Source organism: Thioclava sp. JM3 (assembly GCF_002213185.1).
Classification (GTDB): Bacteria; Pseudomonadota; Alphaproteobacteria; order Rhodobacterales; family Rhodobacteraceae; genus Thioclava; species Thioclava nitratireducens.
Window position 1 is genome coordinate 24504 of record NZ_NBOB01000003.1, and the last position, 13488, is coordinate 37991.

At 64.4% G+C, this 13488-nt stretch carries 13 protein-coding genes; 8 read left to right on the forward strand and 5 right to left on the reverse strand.

All coding sequences use genetic code 11. The features are described from left to right. Positions 1-113: 113 nt before the first annotated feature. The 3 genes from B6V73_RS06000 to B6V73_RS06010 all read right to left on the reverse strand — a co-directional run bounded on the left by B6V73_RS06000 (position 114) and on the right by B6V73_RS06010 (position 3113). Positions 114-1271: a PAS domain S-box protein gene (locus B6V73_RS06000; RefSeq protein ID WP_143597878.1), complete on the reverse strand. Its 1158-nt coding sequence runs from the start codon at positions 1269-1271 to the stop codon at positions 114-116. Between the two features lie 49 nt (positions 1272-1320). Beyond that, entirely contained in the window at positions 1321-2220 is a 900-nt protein-coding gene (locus tag B6V73_RS06005) for an HAD-IIA family hydrolase (protein ID WP_240504107.1), read from the reverse strand. 98 nt (positions 2221-2318) lie between these two features. Then, a complete protein-coding gene (locus B6V73_RS06010) occupies positions 2319-3113 on the reverse strand; it encodes a DeoR/GlpR family DNA-binding transcription regulator (protein ID WP_088724793.1) in 795 nt (264 codons plus the stop codon). Between the two features lie 171 nt (positions 3114-3284). Here B6V73_RS06010 and B6V73_RS06015 point away from each other — a divergent pair, with 171 nt between their 5' ends. The 8 genes from B6V73_RS06015 to B6V73_RS06050 all read left to right on the forward strand — a co-directional run bounded on the left by B6V73_RS06015 (position 3285) and on the right by B6V73_RS06050 (position 12341). Then, positions 3285-4922: a Na/Pi cotransporter family protein gene (locus B6V73_RS06015; protein WP_088720069.1), complete on the forward strand. Its 1638-nt coding sequence runs from the start codon at positions 3285-3287 to the stop codon at positions 4920-4922. Between the two features lie 123 nt (positions 4923-5045). Beyond that, entirely contained in the window at positions 5046-5888 is an 843-nt protein-coding gene (locus B6V73_RS06020) for an SMP-30/gluconolactonase/LRE family protein (protein WP_088724794.1), read from the forward strand. 476 nt (positions 5889-6364) lie between these two features. Continuing rightward, positions 6365-7417 carry a phosphate ABC transporter substrate-binding protein PstS gene (pstS, locus tag B6V73_RS06025; protein ID WP_088720071.1) on the forward strand — a complete coding sequence of 351 codons (1053 nt, stop codon included), beginning with the start codon at positions 6365-6367 and terminating at the stop codon, positions 7415-7417. A gap of 77 nt (positions 7418-7494) precedes the next feature. After that, positions 7495-8463, forward strand: coding sequence for a phosphate ABC transporter permease subunit PstC (gene pstC, locus B6V73_RS06030; protein ID WP_088722480.1), 969 nt, complete (start codon positions 7495-7497; stop codon positions 8461-8463). Between the two features lie 3 nt (positions 8464-8466). Continuing rightward, the gene (pstA, locus tag B6V73_RS06035) at positions 8467-9306 is read left to right on the forward strand and encodes a phosphate ABC transporter permease PstA (protein WP_075776978.1); all 840 of its coding nucleotides are present in this window, start codon (positions 8467-8469) and stop codon (positions 9304-9306) included. A 29-nt stretch (positions 9307-9335) separates the two neighbouring features. Further along, positions 9336-10115 (forward strand): phosphate ABC transporter ATP-binding protein PstB, encoded by a 780-nt coding sequence (gene pstB, locus B6V73_RS06040; RefSeq protein ID WP_075776999.1) that lies wholly within the window; start codon positions 9336-9338, stop codon positions 10113-10115. Between the two features lie 69 nt (positions 10116-10184). Then, the gene (locus tag B6V73_RS06045) at positions 10185-11282 is read left to right on the forward strand and encodes a transglutaminase domain-containing protein (protein ID WP_088724795.1); all 1098 of its coding nucleotides are present in this window, start codon (positions 10185-10187) and stop codon (positions 11280-11282) included. Positions 11283-11366: 84 nt separating this feature from the next. Next, a complete protein-coding gene (locus B6V73_RS06050; protein ID WP_088724796.1) occupies positions 11367-12341 on the forward strand; it encodes a glyceraldehyde 3-phosphate dehydrogenase NAD-binding domain-containing protein in 975 nt (324 codons plus the stop codon). Positions 12342-12397: 56 nt separating this feature from the next. Here the strand turns inward: B6V73_RS06050 and B6V73_RS06055 are convergent, their stop codons facing one another. Continuing rightward, positions 12398-13117, reverse strand: a complete 720-nt coding sequence (locus tag B6V73_RS06055) for a Bax inhibitor-1/YccA family protein (RefSeq protein WP_075776975.1) — start codon at positions 13115-13117, stop codon at positions 12398-12400. Positions 13118-13251: 134 nt separating this feature from the next. After that, positions 13252-13482, reverse strand: coding sequence for a DUF1127 domain-containing protein (locus B6V73_RS06060; RefSeq protein ID WP_088724797.1), 231 nt, complete (start codon positions 13480-13482; stop codon positions 13252-13254). Positions 13483-13488 lie beyond the last annotated feature (6 nt).

Sequence of the window (13488 nt, forward strand, 5' to 3'; positions counted from 1 at the left end):
CGAGCCTCGTGATTTTGCCGCCATCTTTGAGGTATACGTAGCCCTTACTCCGGCCCGGACGCAAATCGGCAGGCCAGACCTTCAGGTCGCAGGCATCTCGATGCCGGTCGCTCTCACGACATTTCCGATACGGCGGCCAGATCGAGGTCCAAGGTCGCGACCAGACCCTCTGGCGTGAATTCGCGCGAGAAGCTACCTCCGAGCGAGGTTGATACGGTCAGCCGGCACAGGGACGTGCCAAACCCCTTGCTTTCTGCTTGGCCCGACCCCGCTTCGGTGATGCCGGGTTCTTTCCACGTGAGCCCGAAGCGCCCGTCTTCTATCTCGGCGTTTATCTCGATGCCGTGGCCGTCCCGCGAAAGGCCACCGTACTTCACCGAGTTCGTCGCGAGTTCGAACAGAACGAGCGTCAGGGGCGTGATCGCGGCGGGTCGCACCTGAATATCGGGAAGCGAGGTCTCGACCGTCGCCCCTTCGCTGAAAGGTTTCAGGATGGTGCTCACGAGATAGGAGAGCGGCATGCCTTCCGCTTCGTCGCCGGATGGGTCGTTCACCGTCATCGAGTTGAGCGACGCGATGGCGTGGAGACGGCAGCGCATTTCGGAACTGAGCTGCTCGACGCTTTCCGCCTGTCGCGCGGCCACGGCAATCAGGGAGGCCGCGACGGCGAAGGCGTTCCCGACCCTGTGGCGCATCTCTGACAGGAGCAGCCGCTGCTGCTCTGCCAGTTGATGCTGCAAGGTGATGTCGCGCGCGATCTTAGATGCGCCGACGACATGTCCCTCGGCATCGCGCACGGGCGAGACGGTCAGCGACACCGGGACAGGGCTTCCATCTTTGCGTTGACGGACCGTTTCGTAATTCGCGATCCGCTCGCCGCGCCGCAGGCGGGCGATGAAGTCGACCTCCTCGTCCATCCGGTCGTCGGGAAAGATGATCGTGATCGGCCGGCCAATGGCTTCTTCCGCAGTGTAGCCAAACAGGTTCTCCGCGCCGCGGTTCCAGCTCAGGATGATGCTGTTGAGGTCCTTGGTGACGATCGCATCTTCCGAGCTTTCCACGATAGCGGCCAAATGCTGTTGGATGCTCTCTGGTGAGTCCATGACAGGTCTGGTCTCCATGCTTTTCCGGCAACAGATACTAAAAGATGCATATGAAGTATACCCTTTAGCCCGGCGGCGTAAGGCGTGCCCGAGGGCATTGTCCGGCCACGCGTTGTCGCCGAGACGGCGTGACGCCGCATGCCGCATGGCAGCAAGGACGCGGCGCACGGCTCAAGTCTCGCGCTGAGGGCGTCGAACTATACTGGTCGCCGCGGGCTCACGGGCGTTGCAGCACGAAGTCCGGACAGATGCCGCAGGTCGCGATTGCCGCTTGCGCGTCCTCGCCGCCGAAGAACCCGTATCCCGCGATCAGGGCAGAGCGAATACCGGCGGCCTGCGCGCCGAGAATGTCGGTGTGCAGGCTGTCGCCGACCATCAGCACGCGCGCGGGGTCGACCGGGCCGAGACGCGCGAAGGCGAGATCGTAGATATTGGTGAAGGGCTTGCCAAAGAACTCCGGCGCGATGCCCGTCGCATCGGCGAGCCGGTGGGCAAAGTGCCCCGGTTCCTGCGTGAAACCGATCTCGCGCGGGGCGACGATGTCGGGATTGCCGACCCAGACCGGGCGCGGGTTGTCGCGCAGAGAGGCTTCGAGCAGGGCGTGCCGCTCCTCGGTCCATTCCGCCGCGCCGATCAGAAGGAAGCCCTCGACCGCGTCGTAGGCGGCACGGTCTTCGGCGAGCCATGTGACATCGAACGCGTCCAACTCGCCGATCCCGGCCGCGCGGCTCGCCATTAGACCCCAGGCGCGAGGAGAGGCGGTGCGCAGGGCGGAGACGAGGGCGGCACGGCTGGTGACGACATCCTCGGGCGCGAAGCTGTAGCCGAGCCTTGTGTATTTTTGCATCAGCGTGTCGTGCGGGAAGCCCGCCGCGTTCGACACGACCATTACCCGCTTGCCCGCCGCTTGCAGCGTCGCGACGCGCTCGGGCGTGCCCTCGATGGCGGTCTCGCCGATATTGAGAACGCCGAACGCATCGAGCAGAAAGACGTCGAACAGATCGGCAAGCTCCGAGAGGTCGCGGGCCATCCGGCTCGTCTTGGCCAGCCCGGGGGAGGGCAGTCTGTGGCGCGCGCGCTCATAGGCCACAAGCGCTTCCTGCGCTGTCATTGTCATCAGAAGGTCGTCCCTAAGCACTTTCGTCGATGGCCATGCGCTTATCACCACTGCGGTCGCGATCACCAGCCGGTTCGGGCGCGCCTGTGACCTTGCCGTCACTTCGCGAGCAGCACGTCCACGCCGTTCTTTCGCAGCGCCTCTTCCAGATCGGCGGGCGGTGCGCGGTCCGCCACCACCGAGGCCAGCGCCCCGAGCGTCGCGGCGCGCGTGAAACCGTGAATGCCGAATTTCGAGCCGAGGATCAGCAGCATCCCCGCCTGCGCCTGCGCGAGCATCGCGCGTTTGACCGCAGCGAAGCCCGGAATGGACTCGGACACGCCCTCGAGCGAAAGCGCCGTGGCGCCGATCACCGCCCGGTCGACGTGATGGCGTGACAGGAAATCGAGCGTCTCTTCGCCCACGACCGCCGACTCCGTGGGCAGGTAATTCCCCGGCGCGAGGATCACGTCCGCCCCCTCGCTACCACCGAGAAGCATGGCGATGGGCAGGGAATTGGTGATCACACGACAGGGCGTTCCTGCCATGGCGAGAAATCTGGCCATCTGCTGCGTGGTCGAGCCGGAGTCGATCATCAGCGTCTCGCCAGCGGCGACCTGCGCGGCGGCCATGCGGCCGATCCGCTCGCGCTCCTGAAACTGGTCGCGTTCGCGCTCGTCCAGCGTGGGATAGTGGCCAGGATGGGGCCGCGACGCGCCGCCATGCGCGCGGTCGATCAGCCCCTTTTCTTCGAGCGCATCGAAATCTCGCCGGATCGTCTCTGTCGAGACCCCGAACCGCGCCGCGAGTTCCGAGATGCGCAAGTGCGGGCGCAGCTTCAACTCGAACAGGATCTGTTCCCGCCGGTCGCGTTTGCGGAGCCGCCTTCCCTCTTGTTTCGCGCTCGCGTCCATTGCCTCTCCCGAAAGGTGATCCTTTCACCGCGTTCCTAAAAATTGATGTGGGCTATGCCTCGTAATTTCAAGAAAAATGTTGCTAATGCCACATTTTGATGCAGTTTATCCTGAAAAGGTCCGCGCGCCGTCGGATGTAACCCGGGCGGCGTGCGGGATTTGGGAGAGCGCATGATCTATTTCCTGATCGATCTGGCGGGCGCGGTGGCGCTGCTTCTCTGGGCGGTTCGGCTGATCCGCACCGGGGTCGAGCGCGCTTTCATGGCGTCGCTGCGACAGTTCCTGCGCCGCACGGCCGGGACGCGGATCAGCGCGATGGCGGCGGGGACGGGGGCAGCGATGCTGCTGCAAAGTTCGACCGCCGTCGCGATCCTGACTGCAGGTTTTGCCGCGAGCGGAACATTGGCGGCGATCTCTGGCGTGGCGCTCGTGCTGGGCGCCGATCTGGGCTCGTCGATCGTGGCCCAGATCCTGCTCTCGCCGATTCATGTGCTGGTGCCCGCGCTGCTGGTGATCGGGGTGACGCTGTTTCTCAAATCGAAAGCCCGGCGGCCGCGGCAGGCGGGGCGTATCTTCGTGGGGCTGGCGCTGGTGCTGCTCTCGCTCGGCCTGATCGGCGAGGCGACGGCGCCCCTGCGCGAAAGCGCGCTCGTCAATGCGGTGCTGACGCGGTTGGGCAGCGATCTGGTCTCGGCCTTCGTCCTCGGAGCCCTGCTGACCTGGGCGATGCATTCCTCGATTGCGGCGGTGCTGATGTTCGTGACCTTCGCCGGGCAAGGCCTGCTGCCGGGGCCGGGCGCTGCGGCGATGGTGCTCGGCGCCAATCTCGGCGGGGCGATCATCCCGGTGATGCTGACCCTCTCGGCCGATCCGATCCCGCGCCGGATCATGGTGTCGAATTTCGTCCTGCGCGGGGGCGGGGCCATGCTTGTGCTGCTCGGCCTGATTTTCTATCCGCAAGCGCTCGACTTCTTGGGTGGCACGATGGCGCGGCGGGTGATCAACCTGCACCTCGTCTTCAACCTCGGCGTCGCAATCCTGTCGCTTCCGCTGATCCCGTCGGTGCTGCGCCTTGCCGGAGCGGTCGTCGCGGACCGCAAGGAGATGTCGCCCACTCGGATCAGCGCCCTCGATCAAAAGGGGCTTGGCGATCCGGGCCATGCGCTCGGCAATGCGGCACGCGAGCTGTTGCGCATGGGCGAGTCGGTCTTCGAGATGCTGCAACCCGCCTTGGGGCTCTTCGTGCATTGGGATCCGGAAATCGCCGCCCGCATCAAGCGCACCGAGAACGAAGTCGACCGGATGCATTACGAGATCAAGCTCTATGTCGCGCGGCTCAACGAGACACGGCTGAGCACCGAGCAATCCCGGCGCGCGATGGAGATCGCGATGGTCGCGAACCATCTCGAGGATGCGGGCGACCAGATCTCGACCAATCTCGTGGATCTCGCGCAGCGTATCCACGAACGCGGCCTGACCTTCTCCGAAGAGGGGCTGCGTGAGCTGACCGATTTCCACGACCGAGTCGCGTCGAATGCGCGGGTTGCGCTGAACGTCCTGATGTCGGGCGAGATCGACGACGCGCGACAGCTCGTGGAGGAGAAAGACCGCACCCGCGCCGCCGAGGCCGAATTGCAGGCCGCACACCTCGCCCGGCTGCGTGCGAATAACAGCGCCTCCATCGAGACCACGAATATCCATCAGGAAACCGTGCGCGCGCTGAAGCAGATCAACACGGACATGACCTATGTCGCCTACCCGATCCTCGAACAGGCGGGCGATCTGCGGGCGACGCGGCTGACCGGGTGAGCCTAGCGCAGCCTGGAGACCCGTCGCGCCTTGCGGAGGGTCGATTGCCGGAACAAGTCCTGGACCCTCTTGCCCGAGGACTTGCAGGAGTGAGAGGGTTCCGCAAATTGCGGGAGGAAATAGATGAGCGTGTTTGACGACGGGGTTTGCGAACTGGGCGAAGGGCCGTTCTGGCATCCCGAGCGTAGCCAGTTCTTCTGGTTCGACATCCTGAATCGCAGGCTGCTGACGCGCGATGCCAACGGGCCGAGCGAATGGCAGTTCGAGGGCATGGCCTCGGCGGCGGGCTGGGTGGACCGCGAGCGGATGATCCTCGCGACCGAGATCGGGCTGTCTCTGTTCAACATTGCCGAGGGGACGCTCGAGCCGCTCATCGAGGTGGAAGGCGACGATCCCGGCACCCGCTCGAATGACGGGCGCGCGGATCGGCAGGGCGGCTTCTGGTTCGGCACGATGGGCAAAAAGGCCGAGCGACGGCGCGGTGCGATCTACCGCTATTACCGCGGCGAGCTACGTCGTCTGGTCACGGAGATTTCGATCCCCAACGCGATTTGCTTCACGCCGGATGGGCGGACTGCCTATTTCGCGGATACGCCCAGCCACAAGGTCTGGCGTCAGCCGCTGGATGCGGATGGCTGGCCCGAGGGGGAGCGGAGACCTTTTCTCGACCTCTCGGCCGAGGGCCTCTATCCCGACGGCGCGGTGGTCGATGCCGAGGGTGGCCTCTGGTGCGCGCTGTGGAGTTCCGGGCGCGTGGCCCGCTTCGATGCGGAAGGTCGTATGACCCACCATCTCGATCTGCCCGGGAAGAACAGCACCTGTCCGGCCTTCGGCGGCGCGGATATGCGCGACCTGCTGGTTACGAGCGCGCTGGAGGGCATGACCGACCCGGATGCGGCGCAAGGGCTGACCTATCTTCTGCGCGCGCCGTTCGTGGGCATTCCCGAGCCGTGCGTGATCTTGTGAGCGGCCCGGCGGCCCGGCAGGTCGCGTAGTTGGCCTGCGGAGGCCGGGCATGGCGAGTCAGCCGGTCGCCGGAGGGCTGTGGCGCCGCGACTCGGGGTCGCCGGAGATGAACAATCCGGCCCTCACGGACGCTGCTTGAGAGAGAAACCGTCACAAAAAAACGCCTGCCACCTGTCATTTTCTCGGGGAAATTTACACGAGGGGTGGCCCAAAACGCTCGTGCCTCGCGACCTTGCGATTTTTTCGTGATCGCCAGCCGCACGCGAAAGCGTCTTGCAGGTCGTCATTTTCGGGGCGTCCGTGCGCCGCGCCTCGTGATCCCGAAGTCCGCGAAAAGGTCCGGATATCACGGTCTTTCACGCAGTCGCGACTGTTACATAGCTGTCAAGAAGCCCCGTCATTAGTCCCCCCAGCGGACGGGACGAGTTTCGTTACCGCGTTCACAGTATCCGAATTCTGACAGCGAGGACTGTTCAATGTTCATCACCCGCCTCACCCTCTCCGCCGCGATCGCCGGTGCGACGCTGGCTTCGGCCGCCGCCGTGCAGGCCGCCGATATCTCCGGCGCCGGCGCGACCTTCCCCTACCCGATCTACTCGGACTGGGCGAAAACCTACAAAGAGAAGACCGGTACCGGTCTCAACTACCAGGCCATCGGCTCGGGCGGTGGCATCAAGCAGATCGAGTCCCGCACCGTGACCTTCGGCGCGTCCGACAAGCCGCTCGGCGGCGACGAGCTGGAGAAGAACACGCTGGTTCAGTTCCCGACCGTCATGGGCGGTATCGTTCCGGTCGTGAACGTCGAAGGCATCAAGCCGGGCGAGCTGGTTCTCGACGGCGAAACGCTGGCGAAAATCTACGAAGGCAAGATCACCAAGTGGAACGATCCGGCCATCGCGAAGCTCAATGACGGCGTGAAGCTCCCCGACGCGGCGATCGCCGTTGTCCACCGTTCGGACGGTTCGGGCACCACCTTCAACTACACCTATTACCTCGCCTCGGTCGACGAGACCTGGAAGAACGATATCGGCGTCTCGACCTCGGTCGAATGGCCGGTGGGTCTTGGCGCCAAGGGTAACCAGGGCGTGGCCGCGAATGTCGATCAGACGAAGAACTCGATCGGCTATGTCGAATATGCCTACGCGCTGCAGAACAACATGACCTACACGGACATGATCAACAAAGCAGGCAAGAAAGTCGCGCCGAAGGCCGAAGCCTTCGCCGCTGCCGCCGCCAATGCCGACTGGTCGAGCCAGCCGGGCTTCGGCGTGATCCTCGCCAACCAGCCGGGCGACAAGACCTGGCCGATGACCGCGGCGACCTTCATCCTGATGCACAAGGATGCCAAGGACGGCGCAGCGTCGAAAGAGGCGCTGAAGTTCTTCGACTGGGCCTACGCCAACGGCGACGACGCCGCGGCCAAGCTGGACTACATCCCGATGCCCGACAATGTCGTGGCCCAGATCAAGAAGGAATGGGGCCAGATCAAGGGCAAGGACGGCAACCCCGTCTGGGCCATGAACAACTGATCCTTCCTTCATAAACACCTTCGGGGGAGGGCCGTGACTGCGGCCCTCCCTTTCTGCGATTTTGAGTGGAGTGCGCGATGACGGCGACAAGCGATTACGACAGAGGCGTGAAGAGCGCGCGCCCGGTAGCCCAGTCCGATCGGATTTTCGGAACCTTGACGCTGGCCGCCGCGGTGGTGGTGCTGCTGGTCCTTCTGGGCGTGTTCGTCTCGCTCATCATGGGGGCGTGGCCGGCACTCAAGGAATACGGGCTGCCGTTCCTGTGGACCGAGAAATGGAACCCGGTGACCGAAAAGTTCGGCGCGCTGGCACCGCTCTACGGCACGGTCGTCACCTCGATCATCGCGATGGTCATAGCGGTGCCGGTGGGCCTTGGCATCGCGATCTTCCTGACGGAGACCTGCCCGCGCATGTTGCGTCGCCCGTTGGGGATCGCGATCGAGCTGCTCGCGGGCATTCCCTCGATCATTTACGGCATCTGGGGCCTCTTCGTCTTCGCGCCCTTCATGCAGAGCTATATCCAGCCCTTCCTGATCGACACGCTGGGCAATGTCCCGGTGATCGGTGGCCTCTTCGCGGGCCCGCCCTACGGGATCGGGATGCTGACGGCGGGGCTGATCCTCGCGATGATGATCCTGCCCTTCATCGCCTCGCTCGCGCGCGACATCTTCCAGACGGTGCCGCCGATGCTGCGTGAAAGCGCCTATGGCATGGGCATGACCCGTTGGGAGGTGAACCGCCACATCGTGATCCCGCATGTGCGCACCGCGCTGGTGGGCGGTATCATGCTGTCGCTCGGCCGCGCGCTGGGCGAGACGATGGCCGTGACCTTCGTGATCGGCAACGCGCATCGCATCTCGGGCTCGATCCTCGCGCCGGGCACGACAATCTCGGCGGCCATCGCCAACGAATTCACCGAGGCCACGACGCCGATCTACACCTCATCGCTTATCGCGCTGGGCCTCGTTCTGTTCATCCTCACCTTCATCGTGCTCGCCGCTGCCCAGTGGATGCTCAAGCGCATGAAGCAAAAGTCGGGAGCGTAACGCATGGCTTCGATGACCCGCAGAAAGACCGTCAACGCGGTGATGATGACGCTGTCCACGGGGGCGGCGGCGCTCGGCCTCTTCGTGCTGGCCGTGATCCTGCTCTACCTGCTCTACAAGGGAGCGAGCGCGCTGAACCTAGCCGTCTTCACGCAAGACACGCCCTCGCCGATGGAGCCGGGCGGCTTGCGCAACGCGATCCTCGGCTCGGTGATCATGTCGGTGATCGCGGTGGCGATCGGGACGCCGATTGGCATCCTCGCTGGGACCTACATGGCGGAATACGGGCGCTATGCGAAGCTGTCCAAAGTGATCCGTTTCGTGAACGACATCCTGCTGTCGGCGCCGTCGATCATCGTCGGCCTCTTCGTCTATCAGGTGCTCGTCGTCAGCCTCGGGCATTTCTCCGCGCTTGCGGGCTCGGTCGCGCTGGCGATCCTCGTGATCCCGATCGTCGTGCGCACCACAGAGGACATGCTGCGCCTCGTGCCCGATCAGCTGCGCGAAGCGGGGCTCGCGATGGGCTGGCCGCGCTGGATCGTGATCCGCACGGTCGCTTACAAGGCGGCGATGGCGGGGATCGTGACCGGCGTGCTGCTGGCCATCGCCCGGATTTCGGGCGAGACAGCGCCGCTTCTGTTCACGGCGCTCAGCAACAATTTCTTCAGCCTCGATCTGACGCAGCCGATGGCCTCGCTACCGATCACCATCTTCCAATTCGCGCTCTCGCCCTACGATAACTGGCAGGCCCTTGCCTGGGCAGGCGCGCTTCTCATCACCGTCGCGGTGCTGGCGCTGTCGATTGTCGCCCGCCTCGTCACCTCCAAGAAGGAGAAACACTGATGGATACCCTCACCCGCGAACGCTCGCCGATGACCTTCGACGGGGTCGATCCCGCGCCGAAACCGCGCATCTCGATCAAGAATCTCGATTTCTTCTACGGTGATTTCAAAGCCCTGAAATCGATCAATCTGGACCTGCCCGAGAACCGCGTGACCGCCTTCATCGGCCCGTCGGGTTGCGGCAAGTCCACGCTCCTGCGCGTGCTCAACCGCATGTATGACCTCTATCCGAAGCAGACCGCGACGGGGGAAGTGCTGCTCGATGGCGAGAATATCCTCGGCAAGAAGGTCGATCTGAACCGGCTGCGCGCGAAGGTGGGCATGGTGTTCCAGAAACCCACGCCCTTCCCGATGACGATCCACGAGAACATCGCTTTCGGCCTGCGCCTCGCGAATTACGCGAAATCCGAGATCGACGACCGGGTGCAGGCGGCGCTGAAAGGCGCGGCGCTCTGGGACGAGGTGAAGGACAAGCTGCAAAGCTCGGGCCAGTCGCTCTCGGGTGGTCAGCAGCAGCGCCTGTGCGTCGCGCGTACCATCGCGGTGGAACCGGAGGTGATCCTGCTCGACGAACCGGCTTCCGCGCTCGACCCGATCTCGACCGGCAAGCTGGAGGAGACGATCCACCAGCTCAAGGAGCAGTTCACCATCGCCATCGTGACCCACAACATGCAGCAGGCGAGCCGCGTCAGCGATCGTACCGCCTTCATGTATCTGGGCGAACTGATCGAAGAGGGCGAGACCGCTCAGATTTTCACCCGCCCGCGGGTCGAGCGCACGTCGGATTACATCACTGGCCGTTTCGGCTGAGCGCACGGATGCCTTGTTCTTGCAGGGACGCGGGCGTAGAACGCGGCCAGAATTCAGCGGAGTGGTGACATGGCTTTGAACAGACGGCGTCTTCTGCAACTCGGCGCGGCTTCGGTGGCGCTGGCGGCCAGCCCGCGCGGCGCGATGGCGGCGTTCGATCCCAAGCCCACGGGCTGGCGCAACTTCGAGCTGGTCACCAAAGTCAGCCTGCCCGGCGGCGGCGAGACGGCGCAGCTCTGGGTGCCGGTACCCTCCGTGCATGGTGACGGCTGGATGAAGCCCGGCGCGGTGAACTGGGAAAGCGATGCGGACGAGGTGCAGATTGTGAACGCGCCCGATAGCGGCACTCCGATGGTGCACGCGGTCTGGGGCGCTTCCGAGGGCCCGCGCAAGCTGACCGTGACCGCACAGGCCCAGACGCAGGATTTCGTGGTCGATCTGAGCAAGCCGGGCGATGTCGAGCCGCTGGACGAGGTCGAGCGTGCGCGTTTCACCGCCGCGACCAAGCTGCTGCCGACCGACGGGATCGTGAAGCAGACCGCTGACTCGATAACCCGTGGAAAGACCGGCGATCTGGAGAAAGCCCGCGCGATCTACGAATGGATCGTCGAGAACACCGTGCGCAACCCGAAGACGCCGGGCTGCGGCTTGGGCGATATCGCCTTCATGCTGACCTCGGGCGATCTGTCGGGCAAATGCGCCGACCTCAACGCGCTCTTCGTGGGTCTGGCGCGTGCCGCCGGGCTCCCTGCGCGCGATGTCTATGGCATCCGCGTCGCGCCCTCGCGTTTCGGCTACAAGAGCCTCGGTCTGAAATCCGACGACGCCACCGGCGCGCAGCATTGCCGCTCGGAGGTTTGGCTGAGCGGCTTCGGCTGGGTGCCTGCCGATGCCGCCGATGTGCGCAAGGTGATGCTGCAGGAAGGCGAGGGGCATCTGGGCCTCAAGGACCCCAAAGTGGTCGATGTGCGTGCGAAGCTCTTCGGCGCATGGGAAGGCAACTGGGTCGCCTATAACTACGCGCATGACGTGGAACTGCCGGGTTCGGACGGGCCGGAGCTGCCCTATCTTATGTATCCGCAGGCCGAGATCGACGGCAAACGCCGCGACTATCTCGACGCCAAGGACTTCACCTACCAGATCACCGCGCGCGAATTGTCCGCTTGAGGCGGTCTCTGCCGTATCGGTGACAATCGCGCGCTTTCCCTTGGCGCCTTGCGGCGCTAAGGGCGGTTGCAGGAGGTGCGCCAGATGCGTGTTTTCATAAACGGGTTCGGACGGATCGGTCGCTCGGTGCTGCGCGCCTGGGCGGAGGCGCCTGCGAGCTGGCCGGGGCTGGAGATCGTGGGCGTAAACGATATCGAAGCGCCCGAGATGCTGGCTTACCTCTTCGAATATGACAGCGTCTTCGGCCCGTGGCGCGGCACGGTCGCGCTGGAAGAGGACGCGCTGGTGATCAACGGCACCCGGATCGCGCTGCACCGCGCGGATGATATCTCCATGCTCGATCTGTCGGATGTCGATCTGGTGATGGAATGCACCGGTCGGGCCGACAGCCCGCAGATTGCAGGGCAGGGGATCGCGGGCGGCGCGTCTCGCGTGCTGATCTCGGGACCTGCGAAAGCGGCGGAGATCACGGTGGTTCTGGGCGCGAATGACGCGGCGCTGAACGGCCAGAAGATCGTCTCCAATGCAAGCTGCACGACGAATGCGCTGGCGCCGCTTGCGCGGCTGATCGATGCGGAATTCGGGATCGTCACCGGCTCGATGACGACGGTGCATTGCTATACCGGCTCGCAGCCCACGGTCGACAAGCCGAGCGGCCCGATGGAACGCTCGCGCGCGGCGGCGTTGTCGATGGTGCCGACGACGACCTCTGCGGGAAAGCTGATGGAAGAGGTGCTGCCCGATCTCGCCGGTCGCCTGATCGCGCAGGCGGTGCGGGTGCCCACGGCCTCCGTCTCGGCGGTTGATCTGGCGGTGACGGTGAAAAATCCCGCCACGGTCGAACAGGTCAACGCGATGCTGCGTGACGCAGGCGGGGTGATCGGCACGACCGGGAAGCCGCTCGTCTCCACCGATCTGCGCGCGCGCCCCGAGAGCGTCGTCATGGCGCTGCCCGAGACGCGGGCGACCGCGCACGGGCTGATCCGGGTCTTCGGCTGGTATGACAATGAGTGGGGCTTCTCCAACCGGATGCTGGATATGGCGCTACGGATGGGCTGACATGAAAAAGCCCCGCCGGAAGGGCGGGGCTTTCGAATGTCTCGTGGGCGTGCCAATTACTGGCGGTTGCCCATGAATTGCAGCAGGAACATGAACAGGTTCAGGAAGTCCAGGTAGAGCTGCAGCGCGCCGATGATGGCGGCCTTGCCCATGAACTCCGAGTCGCTGGCAGCGAGCTGCAGGTAGGTGTTCTTGATGTTCTGCGTGTCGTAAGCCGTGAGGCCCGCGAAGATCAGAACGCCGATCACCGAGATCGCGAAGGCCATCGCCGAGGAGGCGAGGAAGATGTTCACGATCGAGGCGACGATCAGGCCGATCAGACCCATCATCAGGAACGAGCCCATCGCGGAAAGGTTACGCTTCGTGGTGTAGCCGTAAAGCGAGAGACCCGCGAAGGAGATCGCCGTCACGAGGAAGGTCTGCGCGATCGAGATGCCGGTATAGGCGGCGAAGATGAAGCTGATCGACAGGCCCATCAGTGCGGCATAGACGAAGAACACGATCTGCGCCGTGCTGGTCGACATCTTGTTGATCATCGCGCCGAAGGCGAAGACGATCGCCAGCGGTGCCAGCATCACAACCCATTTGAGGCCCGAACCGAAGATCGCGGCAACGAGCGCCGGGTTCGTACCCACACCAAACGCCACGGCCCCGGTCACCAGCATCGCCAGCGACATAAGCCCGTAGACCTTGTTCATATGTGCGCGAAGACCCTCGTCAATCGCAGCCTGACGCGTGCCCGCGCGAGGGGTCCGCATCGTTTCGAAATCAGCCATCAGCACCTCCAACTATGTCGTCCGGTCGTCCCTCGGACCGGTTTCCCGACCGATATTGGCAGAGCAGCCCCGGAATTCAAGATTTGGGGCTGCTGGAAAATGCGTCGTTTCACATGGTTTTCACAGGTTGTGCCTCAGCGACCCGCGCGCCAGTGGTCGGGGGCGTCCCAAATCCGGCGCCGGACTTCGAACGCGGCTTCGGACTCGGTCAGCCCGATATCCTCGAGAAGCCTTGCATCGAGCCTCGCCAACGCCCGGCGCGAGCGGTAATGGGTGACAATCGCGGCGAACGTGGCAAGGACGCTCCGCCGGGCGGGGCGGTCAGGGGCGCAACAGGCGGCGTTGCGCTGGGTCAGGAAGGTCATTGTCTT

Excerpts from the sequence above, each read along its gene's own strand:
- pstC (WP_088722480.1), top strand. The coding sequence starts at position 7,495 with ATGACGGCGACAAGCGATTACGACAGAGGCGTGAAGAGCGCGCGCCCG.
- B6V73_RS06005 (WP_240504107.1), bottom strand. The coding sequence starts at position 2,220 with ATGACAATGACAGCGCAGGAAGCGCTTGTGGCCTATGAGCGCGCGCGC.
- B6V73_RS06020 (WP_088724794.1), top strand. The coding sequence starts at position 5,046 with ATGAGCGTGTTTGACGACGGGGTTTGCGAACTGGGCGAAGGGCCGTTC.
- B6V73_RS06045 (WP_088724795.1), top strand. The coding sequence starts at position 10,185 with ATGGCTTTGAACAGACGGCGTCTTCTGCAACTCGGCGCGGCTTCGGTG.
- B6V73_RS06010 (WP_088724793.1), bottom strand. The coding sequence starts at position 3,113 with ATGGACGCGAGCGCGAAACAAGAGGGAAGGCGGCTCCGCAAACGCGAC.
- B6V73_RS06015 (WP_088720069.1), top strand. The coding sequence starts at position 3,285 with ATGATCTATTTCCTGATCGATCTGGCGGGCGCGGTGGCGCTGCTTCTC.
- B6V73_RS06060 (WP_088724797.1), bottom strand. The coding sequence starts at position 13,482 with ATGACCTTCCTGACCCAGCGCAACGCCGCCTGTTGCGCCCCTGACCGC.
- B6V73_RS06055 (WP_075776975.1), bottom strand. The coding sequence starts at position 13,117 with ATGGCTGATTTCGAAACGATGCGGACCCCTCGCGCGGGCACGCGTCAG.
- pstB (WP_075776999.1), top strand. The coding sequence starts at position 9,336 with ATGACCTTCGACGGGGTCGATCCCGCGCCGAAACCGCGCATCTCGATC.
- pstA (WP_075776978.1), top strand. The coding sequence starts at position 8,467 with ATGGCTTCGATGACCCGCAGAAAGACCGTCAACGCGGTGATGATGACG.
- B6V73_RS06050 (WP_088724796.1), top strand. The coding sequence starts at position 11,367 with ATGCGTGTTTTCATAAACGGGTTCGGACGGATCGGTCGCTCGGTGCTG.
- pstS (WP_088720071.1), top strand. The coding sequence starts at position 6,365 with ATGTTCATCACCCGCCTCACCCTCTCCGCCGCGATCGCCGGTGCGACG.